This window comes from Streptococcus oralis, from assembly GCF_023109315.1.
In the GTDB taxonomy this organism is placed as follows: Bacteria; Bacillota; Bacilli; order Lactobacillales; family Streptococcaceae; genus Streptococcus; species Streptococcus oralis_BS.
Genome location: NZ_JALDUF010000003.1, coordinates 35,184 through 55,844 on the forward strand (window position 1 = coordinate 35,184; position 20,661 = coordinate 55,844).

Consider the following 20,661-nt stretch of genomic DNA (forward strand, 5'->3'; position numbering starts at 1 on the left):
CTTTTATTTTATCATAATTTTCAAAAAAATCAAAAATCCAATACGCAATTAAAAAAGTGTAAGGAGAACCTCACACTTTCGTTTTATACGTTTAAGACCTTGTCCAAAAATTCTTTTAGACGAGGGTGTTGCGGGTTATCGAAGATTTGATCTGGTGTCCCATCTTCCAGGAATTCACCATCAGCCGTAAAGATCACACGGTTAGCCACCTGACGAGCAAATCCCATCTCATGGGTTACGATAATCATAGTCATGCCTTGCTCTGCTAATTCCTTCATAACATTCAGTACATCTCCGACCATCTCAGGGTCAAGAGCGGAAGTTGGCTCATCAAAGAGCATGATATCAGGATTCATGGCAAGTCCACGAGCGATAGCTACACGTTGTTTCTGACCACCTGAAAGACTATCTGGATTGGCATTAGCTTTATCTGCTAGTCCAACCTTTTCAAGCAACTCCATCCCCAATTTCTCAGCTTCTTCTTTGGTCATTCGTTTGTGTTCAATCGGAGCAAAAGTGATATTCTCTAGAACGGACATGTGAGGGAAGAGATTGAAATGTTGGAAGACCATTCCAACGTTTTCGCGAACATGGTCGACATTGGTTGATTTGTCAGTCAAATCATAACCATTCACAGTGATGTGACCACTCGTTACCTCCTCGAGAAGGTTAAGGCTACGGAGGAAAGTGGATTTACCAGAACCAGAAGGACCGATGATACAGACAACATCTCCTTCATAGAATTTAGTAGTAATGCCTTTTAAAACTTCATTTTTTCCATAATACTTATGCAAATCATTTACATCAATTTTTAGTTTTGCCATTAACGAATCCTCTTTTCTAAGCGTTTCGCTAGTCTAGTCAAAAGCGTGATAATTACAAGATAGAAGATAGCAAGGATTGCATACATCTTGAAACTTTGGTAGTTACGGGCGATGATAATCTTACCAGTTTGGAAAAGTTCCACCAAACCGATAGCAGATACAATGGTTGTATCTTTAAGAGCGATAACGAATTGGTTGACAAAGTTTGGCAACATCAATTTAGTCGCTTGTGGCAAGATAATCTTACGCATGGTTTTTCCATAAGAGATACCAAGACTGCGGCTGGCTTCCATTTGCCCAACTGGAACAGCTTGAATCCCACCACGAACGATTTCAGCGATATAAGCAGCTGCATTGAGTGAGAGGGCTATGGTACCAGCTACAAAGTCGTTAATTGGACTTTGATGGCCTGTAATGGACTCGATGAAGTTTGGAATCCCCCAGAAGATGAAGGCTGCAAGAATCATCAAGGGAATACCTCGAATAACGTCAACGAAAATCTCGGAGATCAGACGAAGAGATTTGTATGGGCTAACGCTAAACATACCGAAGATAATCCCGATGACAATGGCAATTGCAAATGAGATAAGAGCTAGAGCAAGGGTGATTCCAAGTCCGCTAAGGAGTTGTTTGTAGTTGTTTTGTAGTAAGCCCCAGATAGTTGTTTCGTCAACTGTACTTGTAGAGTCAGATGAAGATTCGCTAGCTAGGTACTTGTCAAGAATCTTTTGGAATTCTCCGTTAGCTTTGAGGTTCGCAAGTCCGTTATTGAACATCTGGATTAATTCTGGATTGCTGCCTTTCTTGACTGCAAAGGCTGTTTCACCGATTGGAGTTCCAGCGATCGGAGTTTTCAATTTTTGACCTTGGCTGATCGAATATTTGAGAACAGGCTCATCATCCATCACGGCATCGATAGAGCCAGTATTCAGACTGTCATACATAGATGCGCCATCTGCGAAGGTTTTAATCTTATAGCCGTACTTGCTTTGATTTTCAGTAAGGAAGGTTTGAGAAGCAGTCCCGTTTTTAACACCGACAGTTTTATCCTTGAGGTCTTCATAAGAAGCAATTGTGCTTGATTCTTTCACACCGAGAATCGTATTTGCTGTGTAGTATGATTCTGAGAAGTCGAAGGTTTCCTTACGAGCATCTGTTACAGACATACCAGCAATGATACCATCTGCTTGTCCTGCTTGAACAGCACTAATGGCTGCGTCAAATCCTGGGTTGGTAATTTCAATTTCAAAACCTTGGTCTTTGGCAATGGCCTTGATGAGGTCCATATCAATACCGGTGTATTGATTGCTTGAATTTTGAAAGACGAATGGGGCGAAAGATGAGTCGCTGGCAATAATGTACTTGCTTTTCACGGGAGTAGCTTTTTGTCCAGCAGCAGTAGTTGTCGTTGGGCTTGTCGTAGTTGTAGAAGCGGTCCATTTTCGGATGATTTGCTCCAAGCTACCATTCTTCTTCATTTGTGCTAGGGCTTCATTAAACTCGGTAACCAAGTGTTCATACTTGCTCCCTTTCTTGACGCCAAAAGCAAAGCTTCCAACAGCCTCACCATCCATATTGATGCTGAGATCTTGTCCTTGGTTAATCGCATACTCAATAACAGGTTTGTCATCCATGATGGCATTCACAGCACCAGCACTTAGACTGTTATTCATCAAATCACTTGTATCAAAGGTTTTAATAGAGAAGCCGTACTTATCTTTGACACTTTCGAGAAAACGTTGAGCGGCAGTTCCGTTCTTAACACCAACTGTTTTCCCGCTGAGTTCCTCATATTTGGTGATTTTATTTGCCTTTGTGGTAGCAATGACAACTTTTGTATCATAATAGGTATCAGACATGGTAAAGACATTTTCACGTTCTTTTGTTTTTGTCATACCTGCCATAATGGCATCTGCTTGACCTGACTGCACTGCATTTACAGCTGCATCAAAGCCAGGATAAGACATTTGGATGTTCCATCCTTTGATTTCTGCGACTTTATTGATAATATCAACATCAATCCCTTTATAGGTTTGATCTGAATCTTTAAACTCAAAAGGTGCGTAAGCTGTATCAGACACAATCTTAACAGTATCAGCTTTTGCCATACCTAGTGAGAAAATGGGAAATAAAATGAGCAAACATGCTAGTATTTTTTTCTTCATTTTTAGTCTCCTTTTCCGAATATTTTCCCATTATATCAGAAAATGAATGAAAAGGCAAATTTTCATATTTTTGTGTCAGAAAATATAACATCTATATTTTTTTCCTTCTTGAATTGCTACTATAAAATGATATAATAATAGTATGTAATAGAAGAAATGAGGGCAGGAACATGAAGAATAAAAGAATATTTAAAGACTTCCAATCTTCCCAAATGAGTTTAAATATTTACACAAGTCCTTTGTTAGCCTTTGTTTTTGTCTTTATAGGAGAGTTTGTTGCATATACTTTGTATGGTATTAGCTTGTTAGCTCTCATCGGACTTGCTAGAAATTTTGGAGAGGCTGGTCAAAATCTTGCAACTTACTTGCAAACCTTGCAGCAGAGCTTGACGGATAAAACAAGTGACTTTCGTTTAATTTTAGCATTGCTGTCCTTTGGTTTTATTCTCAACACTGTGTTCAGATGGACTAAAAAAGTTGAGAAAAGATCTATTAGAACCTTGGGATTTTATAGAGGAAATTTCCTTAGCAGTCTTCTGAAAGGATTTGGCCTAGGTTTGGCACTTTTTCTTCTGACCTTGTTAGGTTTGGTGGTCTTGGGGCAATATCGTTTGGAATCCATTCGCTTGAATCCTTATTCGCTTACTTTTGTCGTCTTTACAATCCCATTTTGGATTTTACAGGGGACAGCAGAAGAAGTGGTGTCCCGTGCTTGGCTTCTTCCACAATTGGCCTCAAGAACCAATCTAAAACTTGCTGTTGTCATATCTAGCATATTCTTTACCCTGCTTCATGTGGGAAATTCTGGTCTAACACCTCTATCTCTAGTGAATCTCTTCTTATTCGGAGTTGCCATGGCTCTTTACCTTCTCAAAACTGATATAGTTTGGGGTGTTGCAGGTATTCATGGAGCTTGGAATTTTGCTCAGGGCAATCTTTTTGGCATTTTAGTTAGCGGTCAACCGTCAGGAACGTCTCTGATGACCTTTTCACCACAAGGCAATCAAGTTTGGCTATCAGGAGGCTCTTTTGGGATTGAAGGTTCTATCATGACAAGTTTAGTCTTGTTACTTCTGATTGTCTATCTCGCTAATCAATTAAAGAAAGAAAATGAAAGGATGTGACTTAGGTCCGTCCTTTTCTTCGTGAAAATGCTATAAGTATGCTAAAATAGGAATAGCACATGGAGAGAGGATTCTTATGATCAATCGGATTACAGATAATAAATTTAAACTAGTATCAAAATACGAACCTTCAGGTGATCAACCACAAGCGATTGAGCAGTTGGTTGATAATATCGAGGGTGGAGAAAAAGCTCAGATTCTGATGGGGGCGACGGGTACAGGGAAGACTTATACCATGAGTCAGGTCATTTCCAAAGTCAATAAACCAACCCTAGTCATTGCCCACAACAAAACCCTAGCTGGTCAGCTCTATGGGGAATTTAAGGAATTTTTCCCTGAAAATGCTGTTGAGTATTTTGTATCTTACTATGATTATTACCAACCCGAGGCCTATGTCCCTTCTAGCGATACCTACATTGAAAAAGACAGTTCTGTTAATGATGAGATTGACAAGCTCCGCCACTCAGCGACTTCAGCCCTTCTGGAGCGTAATGATGTCATCGTTGTGGCTTCTGTCTCTTGTATTTATGGTTTAGGTTCACCCAAGGAATATGCTGATAGCGTCGTTAGTCTCCGTCCAGGTCTTGAGATTTCTCGTGACAAACTCTTGAATGACTTGGTCGATATACAGTTTGAACGCAATGATATTGATTTCCAACGGGGAAGATTTCGCGTTCGTGGGGATGTGGTGGAGATTTTCCCAGCTTCCCGTGATGAACACGCTTTTCGAGTAGAGTTTTTCGGGGATGAGATTGACCGTATCCGTGAAGTAGAGGCTTTGACAGGTCAGGTATTGGGAGAAGTGGATCATTTGGCGATTTTCCCTGCCACTCACTTTGTGACCAATGATGACCATATGGAGGTTGCGATTGCCAAGATTCAGGCAGAGTTGGAGGAGCAGTTAGCTGTCTTTGAGAAGGAAGGCAAACTGCTGGAAGCCCAACGTTTGAAACAGCGGACAGAGTATGATATCGAGATGCTACGTGAGATGGGTTATACCAACGGCGTCGAAAACTACTCTCGTCATATGGATGGTCGTAGCGAAGGAGAGCCTCCTTATACGCTTCTCGACTTCTTCCCTGATGATTTCTTGATCATGATTGATGAAAGTCACATGACCATGGGGCAAATCAAGGGAATGTACAATGGAGACCGTTCGCGTAAGGAAATGTTAGTAAATTATGGTTTCCGTTTACCGTCCGCCTTGGACAATCGTCCTCTCCGTCGGGAAGAATTTGAAAGTCATGTGCACCAGATTGTTTACGTTTCAGCGACACCTGGTGACTATGAAAACGAACAGACCGAGACCGTGATTGAGCAAATCATTCGTCCAACAGGACTTCTAGATCCAGAGGTGGAAGTCCGTCCGACTATGGGACAGATTGATGACCTATTGGGTGAAATCAATGCCCGTGTTGAAAAGAATGAACGGACCTTTATCACCACCTTGACCAAGAAAATGGCAGAGGACTTAACCGACTACTTCAAGGAAATGGGTATCAAGGTCAAATATATGCACTCGGATATTAAGACCTTGGAACGGACGGAGATTATCCGTGACCTGCGCTTGGGTGTCTTTGATGTCTTGGTCGGAATCAATCTCCTTCGTGAAGGGATTGACGTTCCTGAGGTAAGCTTGGTAGCCATTCTCGATGCTGACAAGGAAGGCTTCCTACGTAACGAACGTGGATTGATTCAGACCATTGGACGTGCTGCTCGTAATAGTGAGGGCCATGTCATCATGTATGCTGACACAGTTACCCAGTCTATGCAAAAAGCCATTGATGAAACGGCCCGTCGTCGGAAAATCCAGATGGACTATAATGAAGAGCATGGTATTGTTCCACAAACCATTAAGAAAGAAATCCGTGACCTGATTGCTGTAACCAAGGCAGTTGCTAAGGAGGAGGACAAGGAAGTCGATATCAACAGTCTCAACAAACAAGAGCGCAAAGAACTCGTCAAGAAACTAGAGAAACAAATGCAAGAAGCCGTCGAAGTGCTTGACTTTGAATTGGCAGCTCAGATACGTGATATGATGCTGGAAGTCAAGGCGATGGGGTAGAGAGGCCCTTAAGTCAAATTTAATTAGCCAAATTGCTATGTCCTTATTTCAGTAGTCTAGATATGAAGAAAACGGTGAAAATGAATAAAAGAAATTCAAATACAAAAAAGAATCTACCAAGGAAAGAAAGTTTTCAGCATTGGCTAAATTCTCATAAAATTATAGGTTTCTTCCTAGTCCTTGGTCTAATCTTAGGAATAGGCTTAGGTGTTACTCTAATTTTCGAAAGCCTTCCTATTCCTTCACCATACAGAGATATCAACTATAGTTTTCCAATATATATAAATCTTTTTTGCCTGGTATATCAATTCTTTGACTATTGGTTCCTAGACTTGTCTAGGAGAAGGATGACAATAAAAAGGTATGCGGATTTATTTATCTATCTTAATAGTATCGGTTTACTAGTTCATCTATTTTTAGGAGTTGGTGGGAAAAATAGTAAGGGCCTCCTGCCTTCTCTCTTATCCCTAGATCATCGCTATATTTGGTTCCCTATTCTTACTTATGTGTTCTTCTTCCTAGTGGCTACTTTAACCATTTTAATTTCCAAGAATATTGAAAAGAAAAGGAGTTAATCATGCTAAAACATCTAACTATATTTAGGGTTATTTACCTTCTGTTCTTGGTATTTGTCCTGATTCATTTTATCTTAGGCTTGTTTGGTTTAGCTTTTACACCATTTTTGTGGAATATTTGGTTCTTTGGTCTCTGTTTGACCTTATTTATCCATCCATGGACTATCTTCTATAAAACGAGAATCTTTCAATGGCATCATCTGATTTTTCAAGCTCTCAGCGGATTTTTTGCTCTCCTTATCTGGTTTGTGATTTTCTTTATTTTATCTATGGTTCCAGACTCATCCATGCCTATCAATTTAGACTACTATGTGAATAAGGAAAAAAATGAAATTAGAATCATCCGAGGATCCTTGCTCCATGAAACTCATGAATATCACGACTTGGTTAATCCTTTGATTATGAAGTCTAAAGTTAAGTACAAGATAGAAAATTAAATTTTAGAAAGTGAGTCCTATGTCTCGAGCACAATTAACCATTTTAACTAATATTTGTCTGATTGAAGATCTTGAAAAGCAGCGAGTAGTCATGCAATATCGCTCTCCTGAAAACAATCGCTGGTCTGGTTATGCCTTTCCAGGAGGCCATGTAGAAAATGGCGAATCTTTCGCAGAGTCTGTCATTCGTGAAATATACGAAGAAACTGGTTTGACCATTCAGAATCCCCAACTAGTCGGCATTAAAAATTGGCCCTTAGATACAGGTGGACGCTACATCGTCGTTTGCTATAAAGCGACAGAGTTTACTGGAAATCTCCAATCCTCAGAGGAAGGAGAGGTATCTTGGGTGCAAAAAGACCAGATTCCAAACTTGGATCTGGCCTATGATATGTTGCCTTTGATGGAAATGATGGAAGCACCTGACAAGTCTGAATTTTTCTACCGTCATCGTACAGAGGACGGATGGGAGAAAGAAACCTTCTAGTCTTTTACTAAATAACCAAGTTTATCCAAGGCCTCCTCTATATAGTGGAGGTCTTGTTGTGTCTCGGCTTCAACAAGGTGGTAATGGATGCCGTCTGTCAATTCAGAAAGGGGTCTAAAGTCTGAATTCTCGACTTGTTCCAGAAAGTGCTGGACATCTCGGCGGCAAGTGAGTTTGAGATGGGTTTCAATTTCGCCATAAACGGGATGATCGATTAAGATATTTTGAACGCGTCCGCCATTATCTACAATAGCTAGAAGTTCCTGACCAATTTCTTCCAGTTCATGTTTGACTTTAAAGAGTTTGTGCACGTAGGGGCTAGCATCATTTTCTTTGTAGATATAGCCACGATTGGTGGATAGGATAGGAGCCCCATCTGCTCGGAGAATAGCGATATCCTGTACAATGACTTGGCGCGTAACATGAAAGTGTTCAGCCAAGGTTTGCCCATTGAGAGCTTTTGGTGCCTCTTTTAATAGTTTGAGAAGAGCTTGTTTGCGATCCGTTGTCATAGTTTTTCCTTTTAGCGACGTTTTCGAAGCACTTTAAAGACAGCTAGTGCTAATGTATAGTCTACCATACTATGGACAATTGTTCCAAAACCAACTAGGACGAAGAGAACATAAAACATATTTTCAACGTTTGTCCCTGAAGTAGCATAAAAGATGATACAAGCTAGTACTTCAGCGATAGCATGAACAACACCCAAAACAAAGTTAAAAATCCAAGATGTCTTTGGTTTATCCAAGGTTTCAGGGAATTTCTTTAAGTACAAAGCCCCCAAAGTACCAAAAACGATGTGAGAGAAGGCGCGCAGGACGATAACCATGGGATAACCTGCCATCAGGAAACCAAGACTAGAAGCAATAATCACAAAAGCAGCCATCAAAGGCGAAAGAAACATGGCGATAAAGATGGGGATATGACTTCCCAAGGTGTAAGAAGCCGGTGGGATAACGATTTTAAAAGGCATAATAATTGGAATTAAAATCGCGATTGCAGTGAGTAGGGCAGTCATGGTCATAAACTGCGTTTTTTTCCGTATATCCATAAGAACCTCCATTTATCTGTATATACACAAGTATAGTACAATAAATAATCAGTTAAGTCAAGAAGCATTAGCGTTTTTAAGGAATATTTGATTAAATGTGGTAAAGAATACTGGGAACTTAATTCTTACGTTTTAACTACTAAACTCCACCTTCAGGACGAAAGTGGAGTTGTTTTTTTTATTTCTTCAAGGTTTCGAGACGTGGGACAATTGCTACTGTTAGAACGGCAGAGATGACAAGCTCGGCAATTGAGTTTGTAGAAATAACTGTTGCCAGGAGTTTTTGGATATTGCCGTCGAAGACATTTCCAAAAAGGAAGAAGATTCCCCCAAGGACAAAGACGGTGTTGGTAAGGGAACCGAGAGCACCAGCAAAGATGAGACCCGTTCTGTTTTTTAATAATTTATAAACTAAGTAAGGTGTCAGACCAATCAAAACGCGAGGGACAATAGCGATAATCGCAGAATAGATGTTTCCGTTCGGTACGAATGGAGAGAAGAGGTAGCTGGTTGGAAGGATTGTAATCGTATTTACCGTTAAGCTCAATAGCCCCATAAGAAAACCAAGTGTAACTCCAACTCGAGGACCATAAATAATGCTGGCAATAATGACCGGAATATGAACGATAGTTGGTTTAATTGGAAATGGGAAAAGGTTAAATAGGAGAGAACTCAAAAAGTGGATAACGAGCATAACTGCAAAAAAGATAGCAATTGGAGCAATATTAGAGCGTTTTTTCATTGAGGGTTTCCTTTATTCTTTCTAAAATAGTATTCAGGTCAGCTAGGGCGCCTTTGCCGTGATCGCCACAGGCTAGTAGAGATTCCTTTGGAGAGATAATCTGATAACCATAGGTCTCTAATGTTTTTAGATTAGCCTGAGTCGCCGGATGGTCATACATTTTTGTATTCATGGCTGGCGCTAAGAGTTTAGGGATGTGACTTGGTAGGGCAAGAGCCGTACTGGTCACCATGTTATCCGCAAAACCGTGCGCAAGTTTGGCAATGGTATTAGCAGTAGCGGGTGCAACGATAAAAAAATCAGTTCTTTTACCTAGTTCGATATGATTGACTTGATCAGGGTAGGGTTCCTGCATGACATCAAGGTGAACTGGATTCTGTGAGAGTACCTGTAGTGTCAAAGGCTGGATAAACTCTCTTGCCGCCTCAGTCATTAAGACAGTGACATCATGGCCTTGTTTTTTCAAGGAACTGACGAGGTCAGCTGCTTTATAGGAGGCAATGGAACCAGTCACTGCGATCAAAATATTTGCCATGGCTTTTCTTTCTATGAATCGTATGCTTGAATTTTTTCAAGGAGGAGGTTTGCTATTTCCTTTTTGGTTTGAACCGTTTGAAGATGATCATTCTCAACAAAGATGGCGCGATGCTGATTTGCTGAAATTTGAGTGAGGTCATTTGCAATGATTAAGTCTGCTTGGTTCTTGATAAGGCTTTTTCTAGCAATTTCTATGAGATAATCTTCAGAGACATCAACCAACAGTTTGAAACCAATCAAATGAATGGCAGGATTCCATTCTTTGACTAGAGAGATGATTTTGGGTGTTTTTTTCAGGAATAAAACCTGAACCTCGTCAGTTGAAGAAATCTTAGCTTGATGATTCTGCTTGTTTAAAAAATCTTCCAAATTAGAGCTAGCCTGAACCTCCTCAAGCCCCGTCATATAAACAGGTGTGTAGTCAGATACAGCCATTGAATGAATCAAGACCCGGTAATTTGGAACTCGCTCTTTCATCTCAAAAAGGAGATCATTGGTGTTCTTAATTTCTCGAATGCTTAGGTTGGGATGAGGTTCTGGCTTAATAGCACTAGGAGTAGTAATCAAACAAACCTCATGACCAGCAGCAAGTAGGGCTTCGGTGATGATTTTCCCCAAGCGACCAGTCGAGTGATTAGTGATAGAGCGGACGCTATCGATAGCTTCACTGGTACCACCCGATGTAACTAAAATTTTCATAGGACTATTGTACCAAAAAATAAAATAGAATCAAAAGAAAGCGTTTGTTTTTTTTTCTAATTTTCCAGCAAGATTATAGTTTTTGGCTATAAAAACTTATAAAAAGTAAAAAAGACGACTAAAATTGGCCTTAAAACTTTATGTTTATAAACTTTACTAAGCTTTTTGTATGTGAAAAAACTTTTTTTGTGTTATAATGAGTTATCATATTAGAGGTTAGAGGAGTTTGCTATGAAAACAGATATTGAAATCGCACAGAGCATTGAGTTAAAGCCAATCGTGGATGTTGTAGAGAAACTTGGGATTTCTTACGATGATTTGGAGTTGTACGGAAAGTACAAGGCTAAGCTCAGCTTTGATAAAATTCGTGCGGTTGAGAATAATCCAGTTGGGAAATTGATCTTGGTTACTGCCATTAACCCAACGCCTGCAGGTGAAGGGAAGTCAACCATTACCATCGGTCTGGCAGACGCCTTGAACAAAATTGGTAAGAAAACGATGATTGCTATCCGCGAACCGTCTCTTGGTCCAGTAATGGGGATCAAGGGTGGTGCTGCTGGTGGTGGTTATGCCCAAGTTCTTCCAATGGAAGACATCAATCTCCATTTTACTGGGGACATGCATGCTATTACAACTGCTAATAATGCCCTTTCTGCTCTGATTGACAACCACTTGCACCAAGGAAATGAGCTGGGAATTGACCAACGTCGTATTATTTGGAAGCGTGTTGTGGACTTGAACGACCGTGCTCTTCGCCATGTGACTGTTGGTCTTGGCGGTCCTCTAAATGGTATTCCACGTGAGGATGGTTTTGATATTACCGTCGCTTCTGAAATCATGGCGATTTTGTGCTTGGCGACGGATATCGAGGACTTGAAACGCCGTTTGGCTAATATCGTTATCGGCTATCGCTACGACCGTTCCCCTGTTTCTGTAGGTGATTTGAAGGTTGAAGGTGCCTTGGCTTTGATCTTGAAAGATGCCATTAAACCGAACTTGGTTCAGACAATTTATGGTACACCTGCCTTTGTACATGGTGGTCCATTTGCCAACATTGCTCATGGATGTAACTCTGTCTTGGCAACAAGCACAGCCCTTCGCTTGGCTGATTATACAGTTACTGAAGCTGGTTTTGGTGCGGACCTTGGAGCTGAGAAATTCCTTGATATCAAGACGCCAAACTTGCCAACATCTCCAGATGCAGTTGTCATCGTCGCAACCCTTCGTGCCCTTAAGATGAATGGTGGCGTAGCTAAAGACGCTCTCACAGAGGAAAATGTGGAGGCAGTTCGTGAAGGTTTTGCTAACTTGAAACGCCACGTTGAAAATATCCGTAAGTTTGGTATTCCTGCAGTTGTTGCGATTAACGAATTTGTTTCTGATACTGAAGCTGAAATCGCAGCCTTGAAAGAACTCTGTGCTTCTATTGATGTGCCAGTTGAACTAGCAAGTGTCTGGGCTGATGGCGCAGAAGGAGGAGTAGCGCTTGCTGAAACGGTTGTTAAGACTATCTCTGAAAACCCAGCTAACTATAAACGTTTGTATGACAATGACCTTTCTGTTCAAGAAAAGATTGAAAAGATTGTTACTGAAATCTACCGTGGTAGCAAAGTGAACTTTGAGAAGAAAGCTCAAACACAAATCGCTCAAATCGTTCAGAATGGTTGGGACAAATTGCCAATCTGTATGGCTAAAACGCAATATAGTTTCTCAGACAATCCAAATGCACTTGGAGCCCCAGAAAACTTTGAAATTACCATTCGTGAATTGGTACCAAAATTGGGTGCAGGCTTCATCGTTGCCTTAACAGGTGATGTCATGACCATGCCAGGTCTTCCAAAACGTCCAGCAGCTCTCAATATGGATGTGGAAAGTGATGGAACTGTTCTAGGTTTGTTCTAGTATATTGTAATTGAATTAAAATGAGTTTGGAAATACTAACCAAGCTCATTTTCTATATAGATATAAGTAGTTATCTTCAGTTGATGAGAGAGTTGTTTACTACACGCAACCAGTCTATGTAAAGATATTTTCCCTGAATTCTGATATAATAGAAACATTGACTTCAAGAGTAAGGAAGAGAAAATGAACGCATTATTGAATGGAATGAATGACCGTCAGGCTGAGGCGGTAAAAACGACAGAAGGTCCATTATTGATCATGGCGGGGGCTGGTTCTGGAAAGACTCGTGTTTTAACTCACAGAATCGCCTACTTGATTGATGAAAAGATGGTTAATCCTTGGAATATCTTAGCCATTACCTTTACCAATAAGGCTGCACGTGAGATGAAGGAGCGTGCCTATAGCCTTAATCCAGCTACTCAGGACTGTCTGATTGCGACCTTTCACTCCATGTGTGTTCGTATCTTACGTCGTGATGCGGATCATATTGGCTACAATCGGAACTTCACCATTGTAGATCCAGGAGAGCAACGAACTCTCATGAAACGCATTCTCAAGCAATTAAACTTGGATCCTAAAAAATGGAATGAACGGACTATTTTGGGAAGTATTTCCAATGCTAAGAATGACCTGATTGATGATGTGGCTTATGCTGCCCAAGCTGGTGATATGTACACACAAATCGTGGCTCAGTGTTATACAGTTTATCAGAAGGAGCTTCGCCAGTCTGAGTCTGTTGACTTTGATGATTTGATTATGCTGACCTTGCGTCTCTTTGATCAGAATCCTGACGTCTTGACCTACTATCAGCAGAAATTCCAGTACATTCATGTTGATGAGTACCAAGATACCAACCATGCCCAGTACCAACTAGTCAAACTCTTGGCTTCACGCTTTAAAAATATCTGCGTAGTTGGAGATGCGGACCAGTCTATCTACGGTTGGCGTGGGGCTGATATGCAGAATATCTTGGATTTTGAGAAAGATTACCCTAACGCCAAGGTGGTTTTATTAGAAGAAAATTACCGTTCAACCAAAACCATTCTCCAAGCCGCAAACGACGTCATCAAAAACAATAAAAATCGCCGCCCCAAGAATCTCTGGACCCAGAATGCCGATGGGGAGCAAATTGTTTATTATCGTGCAAATGACGAACAAGACGAAGCTGTTTTTGTAGCAAAAACTATTGATGAACTTGGTCGCAGCCAAAACTTCCTTCATAAAGATTTTGCAGTTCTATACCGTACCAACGCGCAATCCCGTACTATTGAGGAAGCCCTGCTCAAGTCCAATATTCCTTATACTATGGTCGGCGGAACCAAGTTCTACAGCCGTAAGGAAATTCGCGATATTATTGCCTACCTTAATCTTATTGCTAATTTGAGTGACAATATCAGTTTTGAGCGTATTATCAACGAGCCTAAACGTGGAATTGGGCCAGGTACTGTTGAGAAAATCCGTGACTTTGCTAGTTTGCAAGATATGTCTATGCTGGATGCTTCAGCAAATATCATGTTATCAGGAATCAAGGGTAAGGCAGCTCAGTCTATCTGGGAGTTCGCCAATATGATTTTGGATTTACGGGAGCAACTGGACCAATTAACCATTACAGAGTTGGTTGAGGCTGTTCTAGAAAAAACAGGTTATATCGATATTCTCAATGCTCAAGCGACCTTAGAGAGCAAGGCTCGGGTTGAAAATATCGAAGAGTTCCTATCTGTTACCAAGAACTTTGATGACAATCCTGATAGTCGGGAAGAAGAAACAGGTTTGGATAAACTCAGTCGTTTCTTGAATGACTTGGCTTTGATTGCAGATACGGATACAGGCAGTCAGGAGACATCTGAAGTGACCTTGATGACCTTGCACGCTGCTAAGGGACTTGAGTTCCCAGTTGTCTTTATCATCGGGATGGAGGAAAATGTATTTCCGCTTAGCCGTGCGGCTGAAGATCCAGATGAGCTAGAAGAAGAACGCCGTTTGGCATATGTCGGTATCACACGCGCAGAAAAGATTCTCTATCTGACCAATGCCAACTCACGCTTGCTTTTTGGGCGTACCAACTACAATCGTCCGACTCGTTTTATCAATGAAATTAGTTCGGACCTGCTTGAGTATCAGGGCTTGGCTCGACCAGCGAATACTAGCTTTAAGGCATCTTATAGCAGTGGTGGGATTGCTTTTGGTCAAGGTATGAGCCTAGCTCAGGCCCTTCAAGACCGTAAACGCAAGGCTGCACCAAGCTCTATCCAGTCAAGTGGTCTCCCGTTTGGTCAATTTACAGGTGGAAATAAAAATGATACCAGCGATACAAACTGGTCTATTGGGGACATTGCTCTTCACAAGAAGTGGGGTGAGGGAACAGTTCTTGAAGTGTCGGGTAGCGGTGATGCTCAGGAATTGAAAATCAATTTCCCAGAAGTGGGTCTGAAAAAACTCTTAGCTAGCGTAGCCCCAATTGAGAAAAAAATCTAATTTTTCATCCTTCTCACGAATAATATAGTGAGGAGGATTTTTATGTACAGTATTTCATTCCAAGAAGATTCACTCTTGCCTAGAGAAAGACTAGTTAAAGAAGGAGTAGAGGCATTGAGCAATCAAGAATTGCTAGCTATACTACTCAGAACCGGAACGCGTCAGGCAAATGTTTTTGAAATTTCCCAGAAAGTCTTGAACAGTTTGACCAGTCTAACTGATTTGAAAAAAATGACCCTGCAGGAATTGCAGAGTCTGTCTGGTATTGGACGCATTAAAGCCATTGAACTACAGGCGGTGATTGAACTGGGACATCGTATTCATAAACATGAAACCCTTGAGATGGAAAGTATTCTCAGTAGTCAAAAGCTAGCTAAAAAAATGCAACAGGAACTTGGTGATAAAAAACAAGAGCACCTAGTGGCGCTCTATCTCAATACTCAAAATCAAATCATTCATCAGCAAACCATCTTTATCGGATCTGCGACACGTAGTATTGCTGAACCGAGGGAAATCCTTCACTATGCTATTAAGCATATGGCGACTTCTGTTATTTTAGTCCACAATCATCCATCAGGCGCAGTAGCACCTAGCCGAAATGATGATCATGTAACCAAGTTAGTCAAGGAAGCCTGTGAACTGATGGGACTGGTGTTTCTGGATCATCTGATTGTCTCGCACTCGGATTACTTTAGTTACCGTGAAAAGACGGATCTGATTTAGAGTTCGTTAACAACATAGTCAAACAATGTTTTATCTTTGGGGCGATTTTCAAATAGAAATTCAGGATGCCATTGAACACCAAGATAAGGAAAACCGTCCGTAGTTGTCACAGCCTCAATTATTCCATCTTTAGGATCATGTGCTACAACCTTAAGATTAGGAGCTAAATCTTTAATACTCTGGTGGTGGAAGGAGTTGATATGAGAGATTTCTCCATAGATTTCTCGGAGAATGGTATCAGGTTCCGTTACGAGGCGTTGGGTCGTGTATTCGGCTGAACAGTCCTGCCAATGATCCTCGATATCTTGGTGAAGCGTGCCTCCCATGGCAACGTTAAAAAGCTGAGTACCACGACAAACAGAAAAAATTGGTTTTTTCTGCTTGATTGCTTCCCTGATCAGAGCTAATTCGAACTGGTCTCTTTGAAGATGGTAGTCATCGCTGTCAATTGTTTTCGGCTCACCATAGTATTTTGGATCAACATTTTGCCCACCCGTTAGGATGAGCTTATCAATGATACTGATGTAATGGGCAGCCATTTCTTGATCACCAATCGGTAGGATGATCGGAATTCCGCCAGCGTCCTTAACTCCTTCAACAAAGCCTTTCGCTGCATAGCTCATCATGATGTCGTCATCTGGATGAGCTTTTTCATTTCCTGTAATCCCAATAACTGGTTTTTTCATAAATGCTTTCGCTTTCTAATCCTCTTTACGCATAAAATAGAGGAGAGTTTGGAGTTCGCTTGTCAAATCGACATACTGAACGACCACATCTTTTGGAAGGTGGAGATGAACAGGGGAAAAACTGAGAATACCTTTTATACCTGCATCGACCAAAAGATTGGCGACTTCTTGTGATTTAACACTTGGAACAGTTAGGATAGCAGTTTTAACATCTGCTTCTTTGATTTTTTCTTTAATCTGAGAGATACCATAGATTGGAATTCCATCAGGTGTCTGGGTTCCGACTTCTGGATGGTCATCTAGGTCAAATGCCATGACAATCTTCATCTTATTGCGCTCATGGAAGCGATAGTGGAGAAGGGCATGCCCCATATTCCCAATTCCGACAAGCATAACGTTTGTAATAGAATTATCATTGAGTAAATCAGCAAAAAATGTCATGAGTTTTTTGACATCATAGCCAAATCCACGTCTTCCAAGCTCACCAAAATAAGAAAAATCACGTCGAACAGTGGCAGAATCCACACCGATAGCTTCAGCAATTTGTTTAGAATTAGCTCTTTCGATTTTTTCTGAGTTAAATCGTTTGAAAATGCGATAATAAAGAGAGAGTCGTTTTGCTGTTGCTTTTGGAATAGCAGCAGACGGTTTATCTTTCACAAAATCACAACCTTTCTATGCTTCTATTTTATAGAAAGTTTGTGAAAAAATCAACAAAAATAAGAAAAAACTAAGAAAATTCTTAGTTTTTATCTAAAAAATGAACTTGTGATAGAAAACGGTAGAGATCGCCGACCAATCCTTGATAGATAACTTTATCATCAAAGGTTAATGAGGTGACCAGAAATGTATCTGGTAGGGTCACGCATCCTGATAAGGATAACATGAGCTCATCGTAGTCGGTATATTCAAGTATGCGCTCAATTTGGTAACTATCTAGGTAGGTGAGACGATACATGAGGTCTTATCTTTCCTCTTTAGTGAAAATCCCGCGTTCTACAAGGCTGTCCATGAGGAAGTAGAATTTCTCTTGGTGGATATGATGGTCTTCTGATTTAAAGATATTAACCAAACGAAGGCCAGATTTATCAGTGATGTTGAGTTTAACACCTGAAAGGTCTTTGTTGATGATAATTTTTAGTTTGAAACCTTCACCGCTGTTAGGTACTTTCTCAAGCAGACGAGTCAGTTCGAAGTTTCCAACTTTTGTTTCAAAGAAAGTATTGTCTTTGAGCGTGAATCTTTTGACAGATGGGCTAAGTGTGTAATTGTAGCGGCAGTTTTGTAGTTTAATGGTTTTTTCGAATGCCATTAGATTAATCTCCAATAATATTTTTTAAGGTTTGTGCGAGTTGTTTTAGTTCTTCCTCAGTGTTAAGAGGAGAAAGACTGATACGGACAGATTCTTTCAAACGATGCGAATCTGGTCCATAAAATGCTTCAAGCACATGACTGGTTTGCACGACACCAGCAGTACAAGCCGAACCGGTAGAAATTGAAATTCCTTCAAGGTCTAACCGTAGCAAGAGCAAATCATTTTTTTGACCAGGAAAGCCAATGTTGGCAACATAAGGAAGCTGGTGTTGGCTTTCGTTGAGATAGTATTCTAAATCTGCAATCTCATCTAGAAAAGCAGATTTTAATCCCTCTAGTTTTTGGTAATGTTCAGCTTGTTGCTCTAAATCCTCTTTGAGAGCAGCGACCATGCCTACAATGGCAGCGAGGTTTTCTGTTCCAGCCCGTTTCTTTTGTTCTTGGTCTCCACCGTGAAGATAGGAATCAAAGTCCGCGGAAGAAGCATAAAGAAAGCCGATTCCCTTTGGCCCATGGAATTTGTGGGCAGAAGCACTGAGAAAATCAATTCCTAATTCTTCTGGATGGATAGGGATTTTTCCGATAGCTTGAACAGCATCAACATGATAAGCAGCAGGATGTTCTTTTAAAACACGTCCAATCTCAGCGATAGGTAAGAGACTACCCGTCTCATTATTAGCATACATAGTGGAAACGAGAATGGTATCGTCACGTAAGGCCTCTTGAATCTGTTGGGAAGTGATTTCTTGATTTACTGGTTGGATGATGGTAGCTTCAAAGCCAAAATGTTGAATCAGATAATCAATGGTTCCAAGGACAGAATGGTGTTCAATAGCTGTGGTGATGATGTGTTTTCCACGCTCTTGATGGCGGAGACAATAGCCGATAATAGCTGTATTGTTACTCTCTGTCCCGCCAGACGTGAAAAAGATATGTTGAGATTTTGTCCCCAATAACTGGGCTAGTTCTTGACGGGCTTCTCGTAAGAGCTTGCCAGCCTGTCGACCATGACTATGAATACTAGAAGGATTACCATGGGTTTCTTGCATGACCTTGGTCATTTCTGAAATAGCAACTGCTGACATAGGAGTCGTTGCAGCATTGTCCAAATAAATCAAAGAATCACCTTATTTCTTTTTGTTGTAAGCAAAGAGTGGGCTGACTGGTTTTCTTTCATGGATGCGGACGATAGCATCTCCGATTAACTCGCTAGCAGTAATGTAACATACATTTTCTGGAGTTCTTTCTTTGGTTGCTACTGAGTCTGTCACAAGGATTTCCTTGATGTTTGTAGCATCAAGGAGGTCTGCTGCACCTTCAACAAATAAACCGTGACTAGATACTGCATAAATCTCAGTTGCACCTTCACGTTCAACGATTTTGGCTGCTTCAGAGAAAGTACGACCAGTATTTAGGATATCGTCAATCAAGATAGCCTTCTTGCCTTCGACATCCCCAATGATATAGCCTTCGTTACGATCAGAATCGTCTTGGGCGTAGTCAATGATAGCGATAGGGGCATCAAGGTATTCAGCCAAACTACGAGCACGTTTAACACCAGAGTTCTTTGGGCTGACAACAACAACATCAGAGCCAAGAAGTCCTTTATCACAGTAGTGCTTAGCAAATAGAGGAACAGTATAAAGATTGTCTACAGGAATGTCAAAGAAACCTTGGACCTGAACAGCGTGGAGGTCAAGCGTTAGAACACGGCTTACACCAGCCTTGACAAGCATATTGGCAACCAATTTTGCAGTGAGGGGTTCGCGAGAAGAAGCAATACGATCCTGACGCGCATAACCAAAGTAAGGAAGGACAACGTTGATACTATGAGCACTTGCACGAACACAAGCGTCAACCATGATCAACAACTCCATCAAGTGGTTGCTAACAGGGTAGCTGGTTGACTGGATGATGTAGACATCGTAACCACGGACACTTTCTTCAATGTTAACCTGGATTTCGCCGTCAGAAAATTGTCGAGAGGATAATTTCCCGAGAGGTACACCAACTGTATCCGCAATCTTTTGAGCAATTTCTGGGTTAGAGTTTAGGGTGAAAAGTTTCATGTTGTTTCTATCTGACATTATAGACCGTCCTCTGTAAACTTTGTGAATCTCCTTTGAGAAAGTTCTGTTTTTCAAAGCAAGATTCTTTTATTTTTATCTTTTCTATTTTACCAAAAAAAGGAGATTATTTCAGCTTTTTTTCATGCTTTTAATAAAACGAATTAATTTTGAAGGAGCTTTCTGATAAGTTATGTGATTTTCATCTAAAAATTTCCGAAAATCGGCTTTCCCTTTTTCATGGTCTGTGACTTCAAGCTCGAGTTCATAGTCCGTTTGGTCAAAGTAGTGACTTTCATCTAACGCCATTAAGCCAATTTCTGTTTTCGTTTCATAACGAAGAGTCGAAAGGCAGCCTAAAACAAGCCAGTCATGACTTTCAATACCAATCTTAGCGAGCTTTTCTAGAACGAGCCCTTGAGGTAGTTTTTGTTTTTCTAGGCACGATTCAGCTTCTGGAAGAGTTAGTTTCTGGTTGTATTCCATATTTCCTACAGTTTGAGGCACTTTTAAGGTCAATTCCGCCCAATCTACAAAAGTGCGAATGCGCATGGCAACCTTCTTTTCAAGCAATTGAAAATCAGGTGTGTCAATGTAGTAGTTTTTCTGAAGGACGGGTTGGATATGGGAAAACTGTTTTTTTAGATGATCATATTCCTCTTTTTTCAGAAGTGTTTTCAATTCTATTTCTAAATGTTTCATTTTTTCAACCTTTTCTATATCTTTGAAAGCGATTTATGGTATAATGGACAATGTATTTATTGTATAAGATTGTAGTGAAAAAATCAA

21 protein-coding genes are annotated in these 20,661 nt (G+C 40.7%); 7 read left to right on the forward strand and 14 right to left on the reverse strand.

Going from position 1 to position 20,661, the window contains the following annotated elements; genetic code table 11:
- Positions 1–83: 83 nt before the first annotated feature.
- Positions 84–824 carry an amino acid ABC transporter ATP-binding protein gene (locus tag M1F74_RS04765; protein WP_007516801.1) on the reverse strand — a complete coding sequence of 247 codons (741 nt, stop codon included), beginning with the start codon at positions 822–824 and terminating at the stop codon, positions 84–86.
- Positions 824–2,989 carry an ABC transporter substrate-binding protein/permease gene (locus tag M1F74_RS04770; RefSeq protein ID WP_247946451.1) on the reverse strand — a complete coding sequence of 722 codons (2,166 nt, stop codon included), beginning with the start codon at positions 2,987–2,989 and terminating at the stop codon, positions 824–826. The genes M1F74_RS04765 and M1F74_RS04770 overlap by 1 nt, the downstream gene beginning before the upstream one ends.
- Positions 2,990–3,159: 170 nt before the next feature.
- Between M1F74_RS04770 and M1F74_RS04775 the strand changes: the two genes are divergently transcribed.
- The 4 genes from M1F74_RS04775 to M1F74_RS04790 all read left to right on the forward strand — a co-directional run bounded on the left by M1F74_RS04775 (position 3,160) and on the right by M1F74_RS04790 (position 7,677).
- On the forward strand, positions 3,160–4,113 hold the full coding sequence (locus M1F74_RS04775; protein WP_247946452.1) for a CPBP family intramembrane glutamic endopeptidase: 954 nt from the start codon (positions 3,160–3,162) through the stop codon (positions 4,111–4,113).
- A 76-nt stretch (positions 4,114–4,189) separates the two neighbouring features.
- Positions 4,190–6,178, forward strand: a complete 1,989-nt coding sequence (uvrB, locus tag M1F74_RS04780) for an excinuclease ABC subunit UvrB (RefSeq protein ID WP_247946453.1) — start codon at positions 4,190–4,192, stop codon at positions 6,176–6,178.
- A gap of 577 nt (positions 6,179–6,755) precedes the next feature.
- Entirely contained in the window at positions 6,756–7,190 is a 435-nt protein-coding gene (locus M1F74_RS04785) for a hypothetical protein (RefSeq protein ID WP_247946454.1), read from the forward strand.
- Positions 7,191–7,209: 19 nt separating this feature from the next.
- Positions 7,210–7,677, forward strand: a complete 468-nt coding sequence (locus M1F74_RS04790) for an 8-oxo-dGTP diphosphatase (protein ID WP_247946455.1) — start codon at positions 7,210–7,212, stop codon at positions 7,675–7,677.
- Here the strand turns inward: M1F74_RS04790 and M1F74_RS04795 are convergent.
- The 5 genes from M1F74_RS04795 to coaB all read right to left on the reverse strand — a co-directional run bounded on the left by M1F74_RS04795 (position 7,674) and on the right by coaB (position 10,706).
- The gene (locus tag M1F74_RS04795) at positions 7,674–8,189 is read right to left on the reverse strand and encodes a transcription repressor NadR (RefSeq protein WP_000205861.1); all 516 of its coding nucleotides are present in this window, start codon (positions 8,187–8,189) and stop codon (positions 7,674–7,676) included. The two genes, M1F74_RS04790 and M1F74_RS04795, sit on opposite strands and share 4 nt — an antisense overlap.
- A gap of 11 nt (positions 8,190–8,200) precedes the next feature.
- Positions 8,201–8,728, reverse strand: a complete 528-nt coding sequence (locus tag M1F74_RS04800) for a hypothetical protein (protein WP_247946456.1) — start codon at positions 8,726–8,728, stop codon at positions 8,201–8,203.
- A gap of 178 nt (positions 8,729–8,906) precedes the next feature.
- Positions 8,907–9,470 (reverse strand): ECF transporter S component, encoded by a 564-nt coding sequence (locus M1F74_RS04805; RefSeq protein WP_247946457.1) that lies wholly within the window; start codon positions 9,468–9,470, stop codon positions 8,907–8,909.
- Positions 9,454–10,005, reverse strand: coding sequence for a phosphopantothenoylcysteine decarboxylase (gene coaC / locus M1F74_RS04810; RefSeq protein ID WP_247946458.1), 552 nt, complete (start codon positions 10,003–10,005; stop codon positions 9,454–9,456). The genes M1F74_RS04805 and coaC overlap by 17 nt, the downstream gene beginning before the upstream one ends.
- A gap of 11 nt (positions 10,006–10,016) precedes the next feature.
- The gene (coaB, locus tag M1F74_RS04815) at positions 10,017–10,706 is read right to left on the reverse strand and encodes a phosphopantothenate--cysteine ligase (RefSeq protein WP_247946459.1); all 690 of its coding nucleotides are present in this window, start codon (positions 10,704–10,706) and stop codon (positions 10,017–10,019) included.
- A 231-nt stretch (positions 10,707–10,937) separates the two neighbouring features.
- On the opposite strand from coaB, the gene M1F74_RS04820 reads away from it, so the two are divergent.
- The 3 genes from M1F74_RS04820 (at position 10,938) to radC (ending at position 15,806) form a co-directional block, all read left to right on the forward strand.
- A complete protein-coding gene (locus M1F74_RS04820) occupies positions 10,938–12,608 on the forward strand; it encodes a formate--tetrahydrofolate ligase (RefSeq protein WP_247946460.1) in 1,671 nt (556 codons plus the stop codon).
- A 183-nt stretch (positions 12,609–12,791) separates the two neighbouring features.
- Entirely contained in the window at positions 12,792–15,083 is a 2,292-nt protein-coding gene (pcrA, locus tag M1F74_RS04825; protein WP_247946461.1) for a DNA helicase PcrA, read from the forward strand.
- A 42-nt stretch (positions 15,084–15,125) separates the two neighbouring features.
- The gene (gene radC / locus M1F74_RS04830; RefSeq protein WP_138100359.1) at positions 15,126–15,806 is read left to right on the forward strand and encodes a RadC family protein; all 681 of its coding nucleotides are present in this window, start codon (positions 15,126–15,128) and stop codon (positions 15,804–15,806) included.
- Here the strand turns inward: radC and M1F74_RS04835 are convergent.
- The 7 genes from M1F74_RS04835 to M1F74_RS04865 all read right to left on the reverse strand — a co-directional run bounded on the left by M1F74_RS04835 (position 15,803) and on the right by M1F74_RS04865 (position 20,574).
- The gene (locus M1F74_RS04835) at positions 15,803–16,492 is read right to left on the reverse strand and encodes a gamma-glutamyl-gamma-aminobutyrate hydrolase family protein (protein ID WP_247946462.1); all 690 of its coding nucleotides are present in this window, start codon (positions 16,490–16,492) and stop codon (positions 15,803–15,805) included. The two genes, radC and M1F74_RS04835, sit on opposite strands and share 4 nt — an antisense overlap.
- Positions 16,493–16,507: 15 nt before the next feature.
- Positions 16,508–17,152 carry a redox-sensing transcriptional repressor Rex gene (locus M1F74_RS04840; RefSeq protein WP_247946463.1) on the reverse strand — a complete coding sequence of 215 codons (645 nt, stop codon included), beginning with the start codon at positions 17,150–17,152 and terminating at the stop codon, positions 16,508–16,510.
- A gap of 82 nt (positions 17,153–17,234) precedes the next feature.
- A complete protein-coding gene (locus M1F74_RS04845) occupies positions 17,235–17,450 on the reverse strand; it encodes a DUF4649 family protein (RefSeq protein ID WP_247946464.1) in 216 nt (71 codons plus the stop codon).
- Between the two features lie 6 nt (positions 17,451–17,456).
- Positions 17,457–17,804, reverse strand: a complete 348-nt coding sequence (locus M1F74_RS04850; protein WP_247946465.1) for a DUF1831 domain-containing protein — start codon at positions 17,802–17,804, stop codon at positions 17,457–17,459.
- A 4-nt stretch (positions 17,805–17,808) separates the two neighbouring features.
- Positions 17,809–18,924: a cysteine desulfurase family protein gene (locus M1F74_RS04855; protein ID WP_247946466.1), complete on the reverse strand. Its 1,116-nt coding sequence runs from the start codon at positions 18,922–18,924 to the stop codon at positions 17,809–17,811.
- 9 nt (positions 18,925–18,933) lie between these two features.
- Complete coding sequence (locus M1F74_RS04860) at positions 18,934–19,893, reverse strand: ribose-phosphate diphosphokinase (protein WP_001283846.1); 960 nt, start codon at positions 19,891–19,893, stop codon at positions 18,934–18,936.
- A 111-nt stretch (positions 19,894–20,004) separates the two neighbouring features.
- Entirely contained in the window at positions 20,005–20,574 is a 570-nt protein-coding gene (locus M1F74_RS04865; RefSeq protein ID WP_247946467.1) for a CYTH domain-containing protein, read from the reverse strand.
- Positions 20,575–20,661: the final 87 nt, after the last annotated feature.